Genomic DNA, 15,530 nt, shown 5'->3' with positions numbered 1-15,530 from the left:
TTTGGACCGGCGCCGAGCCGACCGAAGGCGTATTGACAACACTGTGTTCGATCGGCGGCGTCCCAGAGGCTTAAGTGGTCGAGCGGCGCTGCCGCCTCCGGGCGTACGCGCCGCAGCGCGCCCGAACTCCTAGGGTTCGGGCGCGCAGGCTGAATAGCGGGTCAGGCGGACTTCCGCTCGGTCAGCCGATCGGCATCGGTGATCGGGGCGTCGGAGCTGACCAGGTAGCGCTGCAGCGTCGAGCGGTCGTCCAGGAGCAGCCAGTCGATGTCATCGCTGAGCTCGGGGCGACGGGCCTTGGTGGTGATGCCGAGGGAGGCACCGGGGACGGCGGTCGCGTCCTCGGCCACCGATGCCGGAGTCGCGCCGAGCTTGACGACGGCGGATGTGGCAACCGTGTCTTCGATCTGCGGGTCGATCGCCAGTGCGATCCGCGCGTTCGCAGCGGCGCCACGGGCGATCAGCACTCGGGCCAGCCGATTCGCCCAGCGATCCAGCTCGACGTTGGCGAGCGTCCCGGAGTTGCCGGAGACCGCACACAGCTCGAGCTCGGCCGCTTTCCGCAGACGCGGCTGCAGCTGGATGACGTTGGTAGCGGGCGTTTCGACCAGAGTGCTCATTGTGATCCCCTCACAGGTTCCGTCTTGTTTTCGATGCCCTTCTAATCTCGCTGCTGGGAGGGGTTGGCGACAGCTACCCAAGCGCTGGTAGGAGCACTCCGAGGGTGAGCGAATCCATACCCAAGGTGTGCGCGCTTACAAGGTGTGCGCGCTCAGAGGACCGATCAAATCACTCGCAACGACCACGGAGCGAGTCTTATGAGCGACCCGTTCGTGGTCTGTCTCGCGTTCGAGTCGTCGAAGCGCATGCGCCGCAGGTGCGGGACGCGACCATCCGTGGCGTGTGCATCGGTGGCCGAACGATCCGCTTTCGGTGACGCCAACGGAGCGAGTCTTATGAGCGACTTCGTGGTCTGTCTCGCGTTCGAGTCGTCGAAGCGCATGCGCCGCAGGTGCGAGTCTCGACGACTCGGACGCGAGACACCAGGGGGCCGCGAACCCGCCGCGCCGAAGGCGCGGCCAATCCAACACAGTCAGTCGGTGACGTAACCGTTCAAGCTGCTGCGCAGGTCGGCGAGCAGGGCGCGGGCCGCGGTGAGGCCGTCACCGTGCCACACGGTGTCTTCGACCGCGAAGACGCGCTTATCGGAGGAGGCGCCGAGATCCTTCCAGGCGTCGCTGCGCAGCACCGTCTTACCGTGCTCTGCACCTGCCTCGCCGGCGAAGACAACGTAGATGATGTCGCCATCGACCTTGATCAGGTCCTTCTCGGTCACGTCGAAGGAGGTGCCGCGCTGCGCGGTCGGCCGCTGTACGCCCACATCGGCGAGAACCTGTCCGGCGAAGCTATTGCTGCCCTGGACCTGGTCGTGATCGGCGGTGAAGCGGACCACCGAGGCCTGGGACTGGCTGGCGGCCAGGGCATTACCGGTCTCGCGCGCCTCGGTGCGGTAGTTCTCCAATGCCGTTGTCGCGGCATTGCGGCGGCCGAGACCCGCTGCGAGCGTGTTGAATTCGGTCTGCCAGCCGCTGCCGGGATCGGCGAGTACGGTCGGCGCGATCGCCTGCAATGCGGCGAAACCGCCTGGGCCGCTCGAAATATCGCCGATGATCAGATCGGGATGCAGTGCGGCGATCTGCCCGAGATCGGGCTGTGCCGCCGAACCGACCGCGGGAATCTTCAGCACGCCGTAACCGAGATACATGGGCTGCGAGCGGGGTCCGTCGATCGGGACCGCGCCGACGACCCGCTCCCACAGGCCGACCGCGCAGGCGGCGTCCAAGGCGGAGGTGGACAGCACCACGACGCGCTGCGGATCGGCGGGGACCTCCGAGGTGCCCGCGGCGTGGGTGACGGTGCGGGTCTTGCCGTTCGACGGATCGGGTGCGCTCGGCAGCGGGCAGGCCTGCGAGGTGTCACGCTCCAGGCCGACCACACCCGCGCCCGCGATATTCGTCGTGGTGCGAATGATCGAGCTGGCATCGTCCTTCTGACTGCAGCTCGCGACGAGCAATGCGGCGCAGAGCAGGGCGACCGCGGTGCCCCCGTGCCGGACCGCGCGATTCCTGGCGGTGCCGTATCGGCGGGAGTCTGTGCGGTTTCGGGTGCGAACACGGGCGCTCACCGGCATGCGGGTGAGGGTACCGCGTGGCGTGGGTGCCGGGACGCGAAGGCCACCACCGCGTGCACCCCGCATCCGGACCCTGTCCGCTACCGTGCGGAATCCCGCTGTCGTACAGCGGATTCCGCGCGGTAGCGGGATCGGCTACTCGGCGTTGCCGCCGATGCTGAAACGTGCCTCGGTCGGATCGGCGACCTGTGCGATCCGGCCGTATGGGGTGTTCTCGGGCTGCGCCAGCACGGCGCCGCCCAGTTCGACGACCTTCGCGACGGCCGCGTCGACGTCATCGGCACCGAAGTAGACGGTCCAGCCCGCCGGTACACCCTCGGGCAGGAAGGCCGAGGCATCCATGACACCGCCGAGCATCGGGGTGGTGGCATGGATCGTGGTGTAGCGGAACTCCGGGGTGTCGGAGATGGCGAAGGTATCGCTCCAGCCGAAGACGTCGCGGTAGAAGTCGAGCGAGCGGGCGTAGTCGCGAGTGTGCAGTTCGAACCAGGACGGGATGCCGACGTGGTCGCTCCAGGTGCCGCCCGAGGCGATGCCGATGGTCTCGAAACCGCCGAAGGTGCCGGTCTGCCAGATGCCGACGCCCGCACCGCCGACATCGCCGAGCACGGCCATCGCGCCGAGATCGCCCACCTCCATGGGCGGCACAATGACCGCGCCGCCGTGCTCGGCAGCCGCGTCGGCGGTGGCCTTGGCATCGGGCGAGGCGAGGTAGACCGTCCATTGATCGGGTCCCTCGGCCCCGTCCGGGGTCTTGCCCATGCCGCCCGCGACGGCCTTACCGTCCTTGCGGAAGGTGATGTAGCCGCCGAACTCCTCGTCCGCGCGGTCTGCGGTCCAGCCGAACAACTGGCCGTAGAAGGCGATGGCCCCATCTGGATCAGAGGTGTAGATATCGACCCAGCAGGGGTCGCCGGTCTCGGGTGCGGGCCCACCCGTCGCCCGACCGCCGCCCCTCATCGAATCGCTACGCGATGCAGTACTCATCAAAGGTCTCCTTGCCGAGAGTGGATCACTGTCACCGATAGAGACGTCGGCTGCCCGGGAAAGTCATCGGCGGCGACTGCTTGCAGGTCGCTCGGTGCCGGATTTCGATCGTCGGCGTACTCGCCCTGACCGCGAAATACGACACAGAGTAGGACCCGTGCTGATGGCTGTCGCAGCACCCGTTTACGATCTCAGGAGCGCAAGCGAACTCCTCGTCTGTCCCCGGTAGTGGGGCGGATGCGAGCAGCGGAGCCTGCGGAGCGACCTAAAGGCACCTTTCAGGAGGATCAGTGACTGCCGTAGAGCCAAAGCCAGTCCCTCAGTTGGAAGCGACTCGGCCGTATCCGGCTCGGACCGGGCCGAAGGGCTCGTTCATCGTCAAGATGGTCACCACCACCGACCCCAAGGTCCTCGGTGTCATGTACCTGACCACCTCGATGGCGTTCTTCCTCATCGGTGGTCTGATGGCCCTGCTGATGCGTGGTGAGCTGGCCCGGCCGGGTCTGCAGTTCCTGTCTCCCGAGCAGTTCAACCAGCTGTTCACCATGCACGGCACGATCATGCTGCTGTTCTATGCGACCGCGATCGTGTTCGGCTTCGCCAATATCGTCCTGCCGCTGCAGATCGGCGCGCCTGACGTCGCCTTCCCGCGCTTGAACGCCTTCAGCTACTGGTTGTACGCCTTCGGCGCGACCATGGCGACCGCGGGCTTCATCACCCCCGGTGGCGCCGCGGACTTCGGTTGGACGGCGTACGTGCCGCTGACCGACATCCTGCACTCGCCGGGCGTCGGCACCGACCTGTGGATCCTCGGCCTCGCGGTCTCCGGTCTGGGCACCATCCTCGGTGGCGTCAACATGCTCACCACCGTGGTCTGCCTGCGTGCCCCCGGCATGACCATGTTCCGGATGCCGATCTTCACCTGGAACATCGCCGTCACCAGCGTCCTCGTGCTGCTCGCCTTCCCGCTGCTCACCGCCGCGCTGTTCGGCTTGGCCTACGACCGTCATCTCGGTGGCCACATCTACGATCCGGCCACCGGCGGCATCCTGCTCTACCAGCACCTGTTCTGGTTCTTCGGCCACCCCGAGGTGTACATCATCGCGCTGCCGTTCTTCGGCATCGTCTCGGAGATCTTCCCGGTCTTCTCGCGTAAGCCGATCTTCGGTTACACCACGCTGGTCTACGCGACCCTCGGCATCGCGGCGCTGTCGATCGCGGTGTGGGCGCACCACATGTACGCCACCGGCGCCGTGCTGCTGCCGTACTTCTCGTTCATGACCTTCCTGATCGCCGTCCCGACCGGGGTGAAGTTCTTCAACTGGATCGGCACCATGTGGCGCGGCCAGCTGACCTTCGAATCGCCGATGCTGTTCTCCCTCGGCTTCCTGGTCACCTTCCTCTTCGGTGGTCTGTCCGGCGTCATCCTGGCCAGCCCGCCGCTGGACTTCCACGTGACCGACTCGTACTTCGTCGTCGCGCACTTCCACTACGTGCTCTTCGGCACCATCGTGTTCGCCACCTACGCCGGTATCTACTTCTGGTTCCCGAAGATCACCGGACGCATGCTGGACGAGCGCCTCGGCAAGTGGCACTTCTGGACCACCTTCATCGGCTTCCACACCACCTTCTTGGTGCAGCACTGGCTGGGCGCCGAAGGCATGCCGCGCCGCTACGCCGACTACCTGCCCAGCGACGGATTCACCACGCTGAACACCATTTCCACCATCGGCGCCTTCATCCTGGGCGCGTCGATGCTGCCGTTCATCTGGAACGTGTTCAAGAGCTACCGCTACGGCGAAGTGGTCACCGTCGATGATCCGTGGGGTTACGGCAACTCGCTGGAGTGGGCCACCACCTGCCCACCACCGCGGCACAACTTCTACGAACTGCCCCGAATCCGGTCCGAGCGTCCCGCCTTCGAGCTGCACTACCCGCATATGGTCGAGCGGATGCGGGCCGAGGCCCATGTGGGCTGGGGTTCGGGCAAACATGCCACCGAGGTGCATGAAGGCGCCTTGGCAAAGCATTAGCATTTCCGATCGATGAGAGTGTGCACCTGCTGATCATCAGTGGGTGCACACTCATTTGTGGGACAAGCACCGACCGCAGCGTTGCGACACCGGGGTCCAGCACAGCTACGGCAAACAACTAACTTGGAGCACCTCAGTTGGCCGACACCACCGTCCTCGTCACCGTCACCGGACCCGACCGGCCCGGTGTGACCTCCGTGCTGCTCGCGGCGATGTCGCGGCACCACGTGAGCCTGCTGGATGTGGAGCAGGTCGTCATCCGCGGCCGACTGACCCTCGGCGTGCTGGTCACCTGCCCGAGCGATCCGGAGGCGCTGCAGGAGGAGCTCGAAGAGGCGATGAATACCGTCGGCATGCACGTCGACGTCGAGGTCGACGCGCAGGTCGGCAGGCAGCCGATGTCCACCCATGCGGTGGTCATCCTCGGCGCGCCGGTGACCGCACGCGCATTCAGTTCGGTCTCCCGTCAGCTCGCCGCGCTCGGCGCCAACATCGACACCATCCGCGGCATTGCCGACTACCCGGTGACCGGCATGGAACTCCTGGTCACCGCGACCGATACCGGCCCCGATTCCGATGCCCGGCTGCGCACGGCGCTGGCCGAGGTCGCGGTTGCCGAACAGGTGGACGTCGCGGTGGAGCGGGCCGGACTGGCCCGCCGAGCCAAGCGGCTCATCGTCTTCGACGTCGATTCGACCCTGATCCAGGGCGAGGTCATCGAGATGCTCGCCGCGCACGCCGGGGTCGAGGATCAGGTCCGCGAGGTTACCGAGGCGGCTATGCGCGGTGAAATCGACTTCGCCGAATCGCTGCGTCAGCGGGTGGCGACTCTCGAGGGGCTGGACGAATCGGTGATCGAGGAGGTCGCCGACCGGATCGAGCTGACCCCGGGCGCGCGCACCACCATTCGGACCCTGCGCCGCATCGGATTCCGCTGCGGTGTGGTGTCGGGCGGCTTCCGTCAGGTGATCGAACCGCTCGCGCACGAACTGGAATTGGACTTCGTACAGGCCAATACGCTCGAGGTCGTGGACGGCAAGCTGACCGGCCGGGTGGTCGGCGAGATCGTCGACCGCGCCTTCAAGGCCACCGCGCTGCGCAAATTCGCGGCGGAGGCGGGGGTGCCGATGGAGCAGACCGTGGCCGTCGGCGACGGCGCCAATGACATCGACATGCTCAATGCGGCCGGACTCGGTGTCGCCTTCAATGCCAAGCCCGCGTTGCGCGAGGTCGCCGATGCGGCCCTGTCGCATCCCTACCTGGACGCGGTCCTGTTCATCCTCGGCGTGACCCGCGACGAGGTGGAGGCCGCCGATGCCCGCGACGGCGGAATCCGTCGCGTCCCGCTCGTCGGCAGCTGAGTCGCGCGGGTCGGTAGGCTCGCTGGGGGTGTCGCGCCTGCGCGGCGGTTTTCGTTGACGATCGAGGTGGCGTGATGTCGAGTATCCCGGAGGCCGAATTGTCAACGGGCGTCGAGGGATTCCGCATTCGGCATGCGGAGCTGGCGCGCGGCTACGGCGGTCTCGGCGATCCGGAGGATCCCGCTCTCGTGCAGGCCATGCAGATGGTGCTGCACATTCCGAAGGTCGATCCGCCGCGGCGCAGTGCGCTGCTGGAGGCCGCGGCGGTGGCCACGGTGGCGCTGTGCCTGGATGAGCGGGTCGGACCCGACGGGGTGTGGGAGCAGCGGTTCCTGGCCTGGAAGCGGTCGCGGATCCGCAAGGTGGCGCGGCGGGCGCGGGGTGCGCAGTGGCTGGCGGCCAACGAGGTGGACGGAGTGACCGTCGAGGTGGATGGTGCGCAGGCGCGGGCATTCGTGCCGGGGCCGGTCGGCGAGGTCGATCCGCGGATCAGGCGGCTGCAGATCAACGGCACCGATCTCGAACACGACGATCCCGGACCCGCCGATCCCGATCTGCCGGTGCTGTGGGTGAATGCGAAACTCGGCATGACGCTCGGCAAGGCCGCCGCTCAGGTCGGTCACGCCAGCATGTTGCTAGCCGGTGCGCTCACGGTGGACGAGGCGCTGCGGTGGTCGCAGCGTGAGTTCCGATGCGCGGTGCGCGAATCCGGTCCGGAACAGTGGGCGTCGCTGTGCGAGCAGGTGTCTCGGGGACGGGCTGTGGCGGTCCGTGACGCTGGTTTCACCGAGGTCGCTCCAGGTTCGATAACTGTGATCGCGGTGCCTGGACAATACTGATTGCCCCGGGGGGAATTGCCTCCGATTTACACTGCAGGTCCCGCAAGCGATTACGCGGTGTAGATGTTTCGCTGTTCGGTGCCAGGGGGATTCACCCGGGCCCGATCTGGGTACGTTCGACGCAACAGGACCGCCGCACACCACTTGCCGGAGGCCATCATGATGACGACGCTGTTGGTGATACTCGCCGTTTGGGTAGGTTGTTCGATTCCGCTGGCACTGATCGTCGCGCGGATGTTCCGCTCCACCGATGAGCCGCCGAAAAACCCGCCGGGAGCGGTGCGCGCACCGTCGGCGAAGGCACGTCGTGGCGGACGAATGGCCACGTCGTGGCTACCGGCATGGGTCGGTCGTACGAACACAGCGCATTTGAGCCAAGATGGAGCCCGTGCCGCAACCGGATCCCGATCTGCTCATTGATTTCACCGACGTGACCATCCGACGCTCGGGTCACACCCTCGTCGGCCCGGTCACCTGGCAGGTCGAGCTCGACGAACGCTGGGTGGTCCTCGGACCCAATGGCGCGGGCAAGACCTCGCTGCTCCGCATGGCCGCCGCCGAAGTGCATCCGACCTCGGGCATCGCCCATCTGCTCGGTGAAGTCATCGGCAAAACCGATGTCAGCGAGCTACGACCGCGCATCGGCTGGTCCTCGGCCGCGGTGGCCAGCCGGATTCCGCGCGACGAGAAGGTCAGCGATCTGGTGGTCTCCGCCGGTTACGCGCTTCTCGGTCGCTGGCGCGAGCGGTACGACGATATCGATACCGATCGCGCCATCGATATGCTCGAAAGCCTCGGCGCCGAACATCTTTCCGATCGCACCTACGGAACGCTGTCCGAGGGGGAGCGCAAGCGGGTGCTGATCGCCCGCGCGATGATGACCGATCCGGAGTTGCTGCTGCTCGACGAGCCCGCGGCCGGTCTGGATCTGGGCGGCCGTGAGGAGTTGGTGGAACGCCTCGGCGATCTGGCCTCGGATCCCGATTCGCCCGCCATGGTCTTGGTGACTCACCATGTCGAGGAGATTCCGCCGGGCTTCACCCATGGCCTGCTGCTGAACGAGGGCGCGGTTGTCGCGCAGGGTTTGCTGCCGGATGTGCTCACCGCCGAGAACCTGAGCGAGGCCTTCCGTCAGTCGATCGCGCTGGATCGCGTCGATGGCCGGTACTTCGCGCGGCGCGCGCGTCGCTTGGGGCGGCACCGTTCGCGCTGAGCCCGTGATGTGGATTACGGCGTAAAACAAGCAGGCGTTAGGGTGCAGGAGTGAGTGAGACGAACGCGCAGGAGCCCATTCCGCCGCTCAAGGACGCGTCGACGGTGATGTTGGTGCGTGACGGTGCCACCGGGCCCGAGGTGTTCCTGCAGCGCCGGGTCGGGGCGATGGCCTTCGCCGCCGGTATGACCGTTTTCCCTGGCGGTGGTGTCGATCCGTCGGACGGAACCGCCGATATCGAATGGGCGGGACCCGAACCCGCTTGGTGGGCGGCGAAATTCGGCACCACCGAGCCGAGGGCCAAGGCGCTCGTTGCCGCCGCAGTGCGCGAAACCTTCGAAGAGTGCGGGGTACTGCTGGCCGGGCCTACCGCCGACACCGTCGTCTCCGATACCACTGGTTACCACAATGCCCGGGCTCGACTGGAGCGTCGCGAGGTGTCGCTGGCGGCCTTCCTCGCCGAAGAGAAACTGGTGCTGCGCGCGGATCTGCTGCGGCCATGGGCGAATTGGATCACCCCGGTGATCGAGCCGCGACGTTATGACACCCGGTTCTTCGTCGCGGTGCTGCCGCAGGGGCAGCTCGCCGACGGTGCCACCTCCGAGGCGGCCGAGGTGCAATGGCGCACCGCGGGGGAGGAGCTCGACCGCTGGCGTGCGGGTACCGATGTGCTGTTGCCGCCGACCTGGTCGCAGCTCGATGCCATTGCCGAATTCGCTTCCACGGCGGAAATTCTGGCCATCGACCGGGTAATCGAACCGATCATGCCGGTGCTCACCGGTGACAACGGGCGACAGGTGCTCCAGTTCCCGGACAATCAGCGATACTTCGCCGGAATGCCGGATACCAGCAGGCTCAGAGGATCCGCGCGTCCGTGAGGCAGTAGGTTTCTGCCATGGCCGAATTCGTGACCCTGGAGTTGCCCGAGGATCCCGCCGTCCGTGGCGTTGCCGTCCTCCGGATCGACCGTCCGCCGCTGAACCTGCTGAATGCGCAGCTGGTCCGGGAGGTGGCCGAGGCGGCGGCGGTTGTCGCCGTACACCCCGGGGTCGCGGCATTGGTCGTCTACGGTGACGAGCGGGTCTTCTGCGCGGGCGACGACCTCGCCGAACTCTCCGGGCTCGGCCCGGATCAGGCCGAAGCCATGGCCGCCGATCTGCAAGCGGCACTGGGCTGCCTGGCCAAGGTGCCCCAGCCCACGGTCGCCGCGATCAGCGGCTACTGCCTCGGCGGCGGCCTGGAACTCGCCCTCGCCGCCGACCGCCGCATCATCGGCGACAACGTCAAACTCGGCCTGCCCCAAATCAAAGCGGGCCTCATCCCCCTCGCAGGTATTCGCCGCCTATCGCTGCTGATCGGCCCCGGCGCCGCCAAAGACCTCGTCTACACCGGCCGCTTCGTCGAGGCCGACGAAGCACGCACCCTCGGTCTGGTCGACGAGGTCGTTGCCCCCGACGACGTCTACACCACCGCCATCCGCTGGGCCCGACAATTCATCGACGGCCCCACCCGCGCCCTCGCCGCCGCGAAAGCCGTCTTCGAAGCTGGCCCGCACGGCCTGGACCGCGCCCGCACCGAATGGACCACCCTCTTCACCACCGAAGACCGCCGCATCGGCACCAAGTCCTACTTGGCCGACGGCCCAGGCTCGGCGACGTTCGTCGGGCGCTGACGGGGCCCGAACGGGCTCGGTCGAGTCGGTGGTTTTCGTCTGGCTCTCGGGTCGATCTGCCCAGGCGGGGGCTGACGGCTCGAGCGTTCTCGCATCGAATGCTCTTCTCCACCGAGGGCCGCCGCATCGGCACGGAGACGTACCTGGCCGGCGGTCCAGGTCCGGCAACCGTTGTCGGACGCTGACGGGCCCCGGACGGGCATCGCAGCAGGCTGACGGTTCGGTTCGGCTTGCTTGTCGCTACTGGTCGGTAGTCGGGATCTGCGGTGCCGTGGTCGGTTGGGTCGGGTTTGGGCGATCCGAGTGCAGATGCGGACCATAAACAGGAACACGTTCCTGGGTGACGGATTGTGTGACTTTCGCAGCACTCGATGATCGTGAGTCCCACTCGAGCCCCAGGTTGCCGGCTGCATCTGGGTCGCGTGGCGGTGCGGGGGTAGATCGTCGGGCAGGTTCAGAACCAGAACGAGTCTCGGGGTACAGGGCGGCGGGGCGAAATCACGTCCTACTCACTGGTCCGCTGCAGACGTGCGGCGGAGGGTTGGCTAGGCTAGCCCACCATGACGGTCCACCCCGATGACCCGGCGCCGAACCCGCATGCCACCGAGGCCGAGGTCGAAGCAGCGCTGAAGGATACGAAGCTCGCCCAGGTGCTCTATCACGACTGGGAAGCCGAGACCTATGACGACAAATGGTCGATTTCCTATGACGAGCGCTGTATCGACTATGCCCGCGGCCGGTTCGACGCCGCGGTCGGCCCCGCGCCGCTGCCGTACGAGCGCGCGCTGGAACTGGGCTGTGGCACCGGCTTCTTCCTGCTGAACCTCATGCAGGGTGGCATCGCGAAGTCCGGCTCGGTCACCGACCTGTCGCCGGGCATGGTGAAGGTCGCACTGCGCAATGCCGAGAACCTCGGGCTCGATGTCGACGGCCGGGTCGCCGACGCCGAGACCATCCCGTACGAGGACGACACCTTCGACCTCGTCGTCGGCCACGCGGTGCTGCACCACATCCCGGATGTGGAACTGGCGCTCAAGGAGTGCCTGCGCGTGCTGAAGCCGGGCGGGCGTTTCGTCTTCGCCGGTGAACCGACCACCGCGGGCAACTTCTACGCCCGCTGGCTCGGCCGCATCACCTGGAAGGCCACCACCACCGTGACCAAGCTGCCCGCATTGTCGGGTTGGCGGCGTCCGCAGGCCGAACTGGACGAGTCCTCGCGCGCCGCGGCGCTGGAGGCGGTCGTGGACCTGCACACCTTCGATCCGAGCGATCTCGAGGCGATGGCCAGGCGTGCCGGCGCCACCGAGGTCAAGGCGAGCACCGAGGAATTCGCGGCGGCGCTGTGGGGCTGGCCGGTGCGCACCTTCGAGGCGGCCGTCCCGGACGAGAAGCTCACCATGGGCTACCGGATGGCCATGTACCGTGCGTGGCTGCGGCTGAGCTGGTTGGACGAGAACGTCATGCGCCGCGTGGTGCCGCGCCAGTTCTTCTACAACGCCATGATCACCGGCGTGAAGCCGGGCGCTGCCGGCAAGTAGTGGGTTACCGCTTCGGCCGCGAGGATGTCGTCTTCCTCGGCAGCGCGGCGGGTTGCGCCGCGCTGGCCGAGGTGGATCGGCTGGAGCTGACTCCCGCGACGCACCTGCGCGATTTGGAGCGGGTGCGTCGCGAATTCGGTGAGCGGTCGGCCGCACTCGTGGAAACGGTGCGCCTGCGCCGCCGTGCCGCGGCCAAGCTCGTCGATACCGGACAGTGGCTGTTCACCGATGACGCACTGCAACAGGCGACGCCGACGCTGGTCGCCCGACACCGCGCCGCGCGCCTGTCCGGACGCGTCGTACACGATGTGACCTGCTCGATCGGCGCGGAACTCGCCGAACTGGTCCGCACCTGCCCTTCCGTACTCGGCAGCGACCTCGACGACGTGCGCCTGTCCATGGCCGCACACAATCTCGCCGCATCCCGAAATGTTCTGCTGGCCAAGGCCGATGCCCTCGTCCCGACCAGCACCGGCACCGTGGTCATCGCCGATCCGGCCCGCCGCGCGGACGGTCGCCGCACGCACGATCCGGCCAAGCTGCAACCCCCGCTACCGGATCTGCTTGCCGCCTATCCCGGCCGCGATCTGGCCGTAAAGTGCGCTCCCGGACTGGATTTCGACCGCCTGGACTGGCCGGGCGAGATCGAGGTCGTCTCCCTCGACGGCGCGGTCCGCGAGGCCTGCCTGTGGTCACCGGGCCTTTCCGACAGCGACGTCACCCGCCGCGCAACAGTCCTCACCTCCCGAGGCGATTCCGTCACCTACACCGACGCCGCCCCCGACGATATTCCGGAACAGCCCCCCGGCGAGTGGATCATCGACCCCGACGGGGCCATCGTCCGCGCAGGCCTCGTGCGCCACTACGCCGCCGAACACGGCCTCTGGCAACTGGACCCGCAGATCGCCTATCTGACCGGCAACACCGTCCCCCACGGCGTCCGCGGCTTCCGCATCCTCGACCGCCTGGAATTCCGCGAAAAAACCCTCCGCCAAGAACTGTCCCGCCGCAACTGCGGCCCCCTCGAAATCCGCATCCGAGGCCTCGACATAGACCCCGACGCCCTCCGCAAACGCCTCAAACTCCGCGGCACCACCCCCTACACCCTCATCCTCACCCGCCTATCCCGCACCGCCGCCGCCTTCCTCTGCACCTGACCCCACCCACCGCCCCACCCCGCACTCGCCGGCATCGAGAATGTACTGATGGCGGGCCGCCTCGATATTCGCCGCCGCCAGCCCATGGTGATCAGGCGTCCAGGATTGTGCTTCGCCCCCGGGAGACGGTGATCGAGTGTCCAGCACCTAGCTGCAAGCCTGGCGCGGACAGTGCTCCTGGCTTCGGGAATGCAAGCTGTTCAGGCCGCCCCCGAGCGGCTACTGCTCGGGTTTGAAGGTGAAGACTTCGCCGATGCGGGTGGCGAGGACCACCTCGCCCTTGGGGCCGATGGAGGTGCCGGTGGTGGTGCCTTTGGCATCCGGCAGGACGTCCGAGTCGACGGTTGTGCCGGTCTTGGTGTCGAAGGTGATCAGGTTGATGCCGTCGCCGATGGCGGCGGCGGTGTAGCCGGTGTCGCCCGCGGTCTGGACGGGGGTGCCGCGCAGGGTGAGATCCTTGCGCTCCCAGGCGATTTCGGCGGCGTCGCCCTTGTCGCGCAGGGCGAGCAGGTGGCCCTCGTCACCGGCGGGGATGATCAGGCCGTCGCTGGAGACCGAAATGCCGCCGCGCGGAGCCCAATCCAGCGGCTGCACCCACTTGGTCCGGCCGTCGGCGGCGTCGATCGCGATGAGGCGCTTGGAGTTGTCGCCGACATAGACGGTCCGGCCGTCGGCGGACAGCGTCGGGCTGGTCGCGCTGCCGTCGGTGAGCAGGTCCGCGCTCCATTCCTGCTGAATCTTATTGTCGGCGTAGCGCAACGCGACCAGTGCGGCGATCGGCTTGCCCGGCTTCCACAGCGTGACGAAGAAGCGGCCGCTGGACACTTCGATCGGCGAGATGTTGGCGACCGCGCACTGCGGTCCGCCGATCGCGCAGTCGTCGAGACCCTGACCCGCCGCGGGCCGGGTGAGATCCGGGTACGCCAGGAAATCGGGATCGCCGAGCAGTTGGGCGGTGCTGACGATGCGCGCACCGGTCTGGCGGCTGAGCACATCCATCTGACCGGACTGGGTGACCGTCAGGATGTTCCCGTCGCCGGTGAACTGCGCCGAAACCGGCACGCCCGCAACGGGAGTTCGCCAGCGCGGCTGCCCGATGGAGTTGAACGCACTGACCCCGCTGTCGTCGCCGACGTAGACATTGGTGCCGCTGTCGACCACCGAGGGCGCGGAGATCGCATTCGGTCCCAGCGCATTGCAGAAGCGTTTGCGGCCGGTCGGCATCTGCAGCGAGAGAATGGCGCAGTTGTTCGGGGTCAGGGTGGTGACGAACATTTGCCCGTCCGGGCCGAGCGTCACAGGTTCCTCGATCGGCCCGCCGACCGGCCGCGACCAGCTCAGCGATAATTTGCGCGAGCCGGTGACCGGGCTGACGCCACTGTTGCGGCCGTCGTGGTGCGCGGTGGTCCAGCCCTTGCCCGATCCGACGGTGATGTCGTCGACGTCGGTGCCGCAGCCCGTCAATACCAGCGCGCCGATGGCCGCCGCCGCTCCCAGCCGGGACAGGGTCAGCCCGCGCGCCGGGTTGGCCAGTACGCCGCCGCTTCGCACCTGCTGCACTCCTGTCGTCGTTGCCCGCTGGGGACGTGACCGAAAGCGTGTCGACCCCCGGGTACGCGCACCACCGCCCGCGTGGAGGTTCGCCGCCGCCGTCGGCGGCGCAGCGATCACTGTACGGGAGGGTCCGCCGACGTTGTACGGGTCCCGGCGGTGTTTTCCGACGGGATAAGCTCTAGCCGTCGCGACCGGGACGGTCGCCATGTCAAGGACCACGACAGGAGATGACTTCGTGACGAGCATGTGGGGCGCACCGTTGCGCTCGCGGTGGCGTGGCTCGCGCCGCCGGGATCCGCAGCAAGCGCGATTTCTGACGCTGGCGTCGCTGCGCTGGGTGCTCGCGAACAGGGCGTACACGCCTTGGTATCTGGTGCGGTACTACCGGCTGTTCAAATTCAAGGCGGCCAATCCGCATATCGTGCTGCGCGGCATGGTCTTCCTCGGCAAGCGCGTCGAAATCCACGCGACCCCCGAATTGGGCCGGATGGAAATCGGCCGCTGGGTACATATCGGCGACGGCAATGCCATTCGCTGCCACGAGGGTTCGCTGCGCATCGGCGACAAGGTCGTCTTCGGCAAGGACAATGTGGTCAACACCTACCTCGATATCGAGATCGGTGAATCCACGCTGGTCGCGGACTGGTGCTACATCTGCGACTTCGACCACCGCATGGACGACATCAATATGCCGATCAAGGATCAGGGCATCGTCAAAAGCCCCGTCCGCATCGGCCCGGACACCTGGATCGCCGCAAAGGTGACCGTGCTGCGCGAAACCCGCGTCGGCCGCGGCTGTGTGCTCGGTGCGCATGCGGTGGTCAAGGGCGAGATTCCGGACTACAGTATCGCCGTCGGCGCGCCCGCCAAGGTCGTCAAGAACCGCAAGGCGACCTGGGAGGCCGGCGCCGAGGAGCGCGCCAAATACGTTGCCGCGCTGGAAGATATCGAGCGCAAGAAGAATGGCGCCACCCAGTCGGCATGA

14 protein-coding genes are annotated in these 15,530 nt (G+C 67.2%); 9 read left to right on the top strand and 5 right to left on the bottom strand.

Annotated features, from left to right (window positions below):
- Window positions 1-161: 161 nt before the first annotated feature.
- The 3 genes from ACIBW7_RS15685 to ACIBW7_RS15675 all read right to left on the bottom strand — a co-directional run bounded on the left by ACIBW7_RS15685 (window position 162) and on the right by ACIBW7_RS15675 (window position 3,178).
- Entirely contained in the window at window positions 162-620 is a 459-nt protein-coding gene (locus tag ACIBW7_RS15685; protein ID WP_397046915.1) for a hypothetical protein, read from the bottom strand.
- Between the two features lie 473 nt (window positions 621-1,093).
- Complete coding sequence (locus tag ACIBW7_RS15680) at window positions 1,094-2,191, bottom strand: ABC transporter substrate-binding protein (protein WP_397046914.1); 1,098 nt, start codon at window positions 2,189-2,191, stop codon at window positions 1,094-1,096.
- 135 nt (window positions 2,192-2,326) lie between these two features.
- On the bottom strand, window positions 2,327-3,178 hold the full coding sequence (locus ACIBW7_RS15675; RefSeq protein WP_397046913.1) for a VOC family protein: 852 nt from the start codon (window positions 3,176-3,178) through the stop codon (window positions 2,327-2,329).
- A 290-nt stretch (window positions 3,179-3,468) separates the two neighbouring features.
- Between ACIBW7_RS15675 and ctaD the strand changes: the two genes are divergently transcribed.
- The 3 genes from ctaD (at window position 3,469) to ACIBW7_RS15660 (ending at window position 7,411) form a co-directional block, all read left to right on the top strand.
- A complete protein-coding gene (ctaD, locus tag ACIBW7_RS15670) occupies window positions 3,469-5,211 on the top strand; it encodes a cytochrome c oxidase subunit I (RefSeq protein ID WP_063046341.1) in 1,743 nt (580 codons plus the stop codon).
- A 137-nt stretch (window positions 5,212-5,348) separates the two neighbouring features.
- Window positions 5,349-6,572, top strand: coding sequence for a phosphoserine phosphatase SerB (serB, locus tag ACIBW7_RS15665; RefSeq protein ID WP_397046912.1), 1,224 nt, complete (start codon window positions 5,349-5,351; stop codon window positions 6,570-6,572).
- A 74-nt stretch (window positions 6,573-6,646) separates the two neighbouring features.
- Entirely contained in the window at window positions 6,647-7,411 is a 765-nt protein-coding gene (locus ACIBW7_RS15660; protein WP_397046911.1) for a peptidyl-tRNA hydrolase, read from the top strand.
- Between the two features lie 50 nt (window positions 7,412-7,461).
- Here the strand turns inward: ACIBW7_RS15660 and ACIBW7_RS15655 are convergent, their stop codons facing one another.
- Entirely contained in the window at window positions 7,462-7,737 is a 276-nt protein-coding gene (locus tag ACIBW7_RS15655; protein WP_397046910.1) for a hypothetical protein, read from the bottom strand.
- Window positions 7,738-7,790: 53 nt separating this feature from the next.
- On the opposite strand from ACIBW7_RS15655, the gene ACIBW7_RS15650 reads away from it, so the two are divergent.
- The 5 genes from ACIBW7_RS15650 to ACIBW7_RS15630 all read left to right on the top strand — a co-directional run bounded on the left by ACIBW7_RS15650 (window position 7,791) and on the right by ACIBW7_RS15630 (window position 12,991).
- Entirely contained in the window at window positions 7,791-8,624 is an 834-nt protein-coding gene (locus tag ACIBW7_RS15650) for an ABC transporter ATP-binding protein (protein WP_397046909.1), read from the top strand.
- Window positions 8,625-8,731: 107 nt separating this feature from the next.
- Window positions 8,732-9,502 carry an NUDIX hydrolase gene (locus tag ACIBW7_RS15645; RefSeq protein WP_397047087.1) on the top strand — a complete coding sequence of 257 codons (771 nt, stop codon included), beginning with the start codon at window positions 8,732-8,734 and terminating at the stop codon, window positions 9,500-9,502.
- Window positions 9,503-9,519: 17 nt separating this feature from the next.
- Entirely contained in the window at window positions 9,520-10,296 is a 777-nt protein-coding gene (locus ACIBW7_RS15640) for an enoyl-CoA hydratase-related protein (RefSeq protein ID WP_397046908.1), read from the top strand.
- A 560-nt stretch (window positions 10,297-10,856) separates the two neighbouring features.
- On the top strand, window positions 10,857-11,834 hold the full coding sequence (locus ACIBW7_RS15635) for a class I SAM-dependent methyltransferase (RefSeq protein ID WP_397046907.1): 978 nt from the start codon (window positions 10,857-10,859) through the stop codon (window positions 11,832-11,834).
- Window positions 11,834-12,991, top strand: a complete 1,158-nt coding sequence (locus ACIBW7_RS15630; protein ID WP_397046906.1) for a class I SAM-dependent methyltransferase — start codon at window positions 11,834-11,836, stop codon at window positions 12,989-12,991. Before ACIBW7_RS15635 ends, ACIBW7_RS15630 begins: the two co-directional genes overlap by 1 nt.
- A 219-nt stretch (window positions 12,992-13,210) precedes the next feature.
- Here the strand turns inward: ACIBW7_RS15630 and ACIBW7_RS15625 are convergent, their stop codons facing one another.
- On the bottom strand, window positions 13,211-14,542 hold the full coding sequence (locus tag ACIBW7_RS15625; protein WP_397046905.1) for a PQQ-binding-like beta-propeller repeat protein: 1,332 nt from the start codon (window positions 14,540-14,542) through the stop codon (window positions 13,211-13,213).
- Window positions 14,543-14,780: 238 nt separating this feature from the next.
- Here ACIBW7_RS15625 and ACIBW7_RS15620 point away from each other — a divergent pair, with 238 nt between their 5' ends.
- Complete coding sequence (locus ACIBW7_RS15620; RefSeq protein ID WP_397046904.1) at window positions 14,781-15,530, top strand: acyltransferase; 750 nt, start codon at window positions 14,781-14,783, stop codon at window positions 15,528-15,530.

Origin of the sequence: Nocardia sp. NPDC049526 (genome assembly GCF_044465765.1) — a bacterium.
Classification (GTDB): domain Bacteria; phylum Actinomycetota; class Actinomycetes; order Mycobacteriales; family Mycobacteriaceae; genus Nocardia.
The sequence above is the reverse complement of the archived record's forward strand: the minus strand, read 5'-3'. Positions and strand labels throughout refer to the sequence as shown.

What these genes read in the sequence shown, in the direction of transcription:
- ACIBW7_RS15685 (WP_397046915.1), bottom strand. Translation starts at nt 620, where the DNA reads ATGAGCACTCTGGTCGAAACGCCCGCTACCAACGTCATCCAGCTGCAG.
- ACIBW7_RS15675 (WP_397046913.1), bottom strand. Translation starts at nt 3,178, where the DNA reads ATGAGTACTGCATCGCGTAGCGATTCGATGAGGGGCGGCGGTCGGGCG.
- ACIBW7_RS15640 (WP_397046908.1), top strand. Translation starts at nt 9,520, where the DNA reads ATGGCCGAATTCGTGACCCTGGAGTTGCCCGAGGATCCCGCCGTCCGT.
- ACIBW7_RS15635 (WP_397046907.1), top strand. Translation starts at nt 10,857, where the DNA reads ATGACGGTCCACCCCGATGACCCGGCGCCGAACCCGCATGCCACCGAG.
- ACIBW7_RS15645 (WP_397047087.1), top strand. Translation starts at nt 8,732, where the DNA reads ATGTTGGTGCGTGACGGTGCCACCGGGCCCGAGGTGTTCCTGCAGCGC.
- ACIBW7_RS15660 (WP_397046911.1), top strand. Translation starts at nt 6,647, where the DNA reads ATGTCGAGTATCCCGGAGGCCGAATTGTCAACGGGCGTCGAGGGATTC.
- ACIBW7_RS15650 (WP_397046909.1), top strand. Translation starts at nt 7,791, where the DNA reads ATGGAGCCCGTGCCGCAACCGGATCCCGATCTGCTCATTGATTTCACC.
- ACIBW7_RS15680 (WP_397046914.1), bottom strand. Translation starts at nt 2,191, where the DNA reads ATGCCGGTGAGCGCCCGTGTTCGCACCCGAAACCGCACAGACTCCCGC.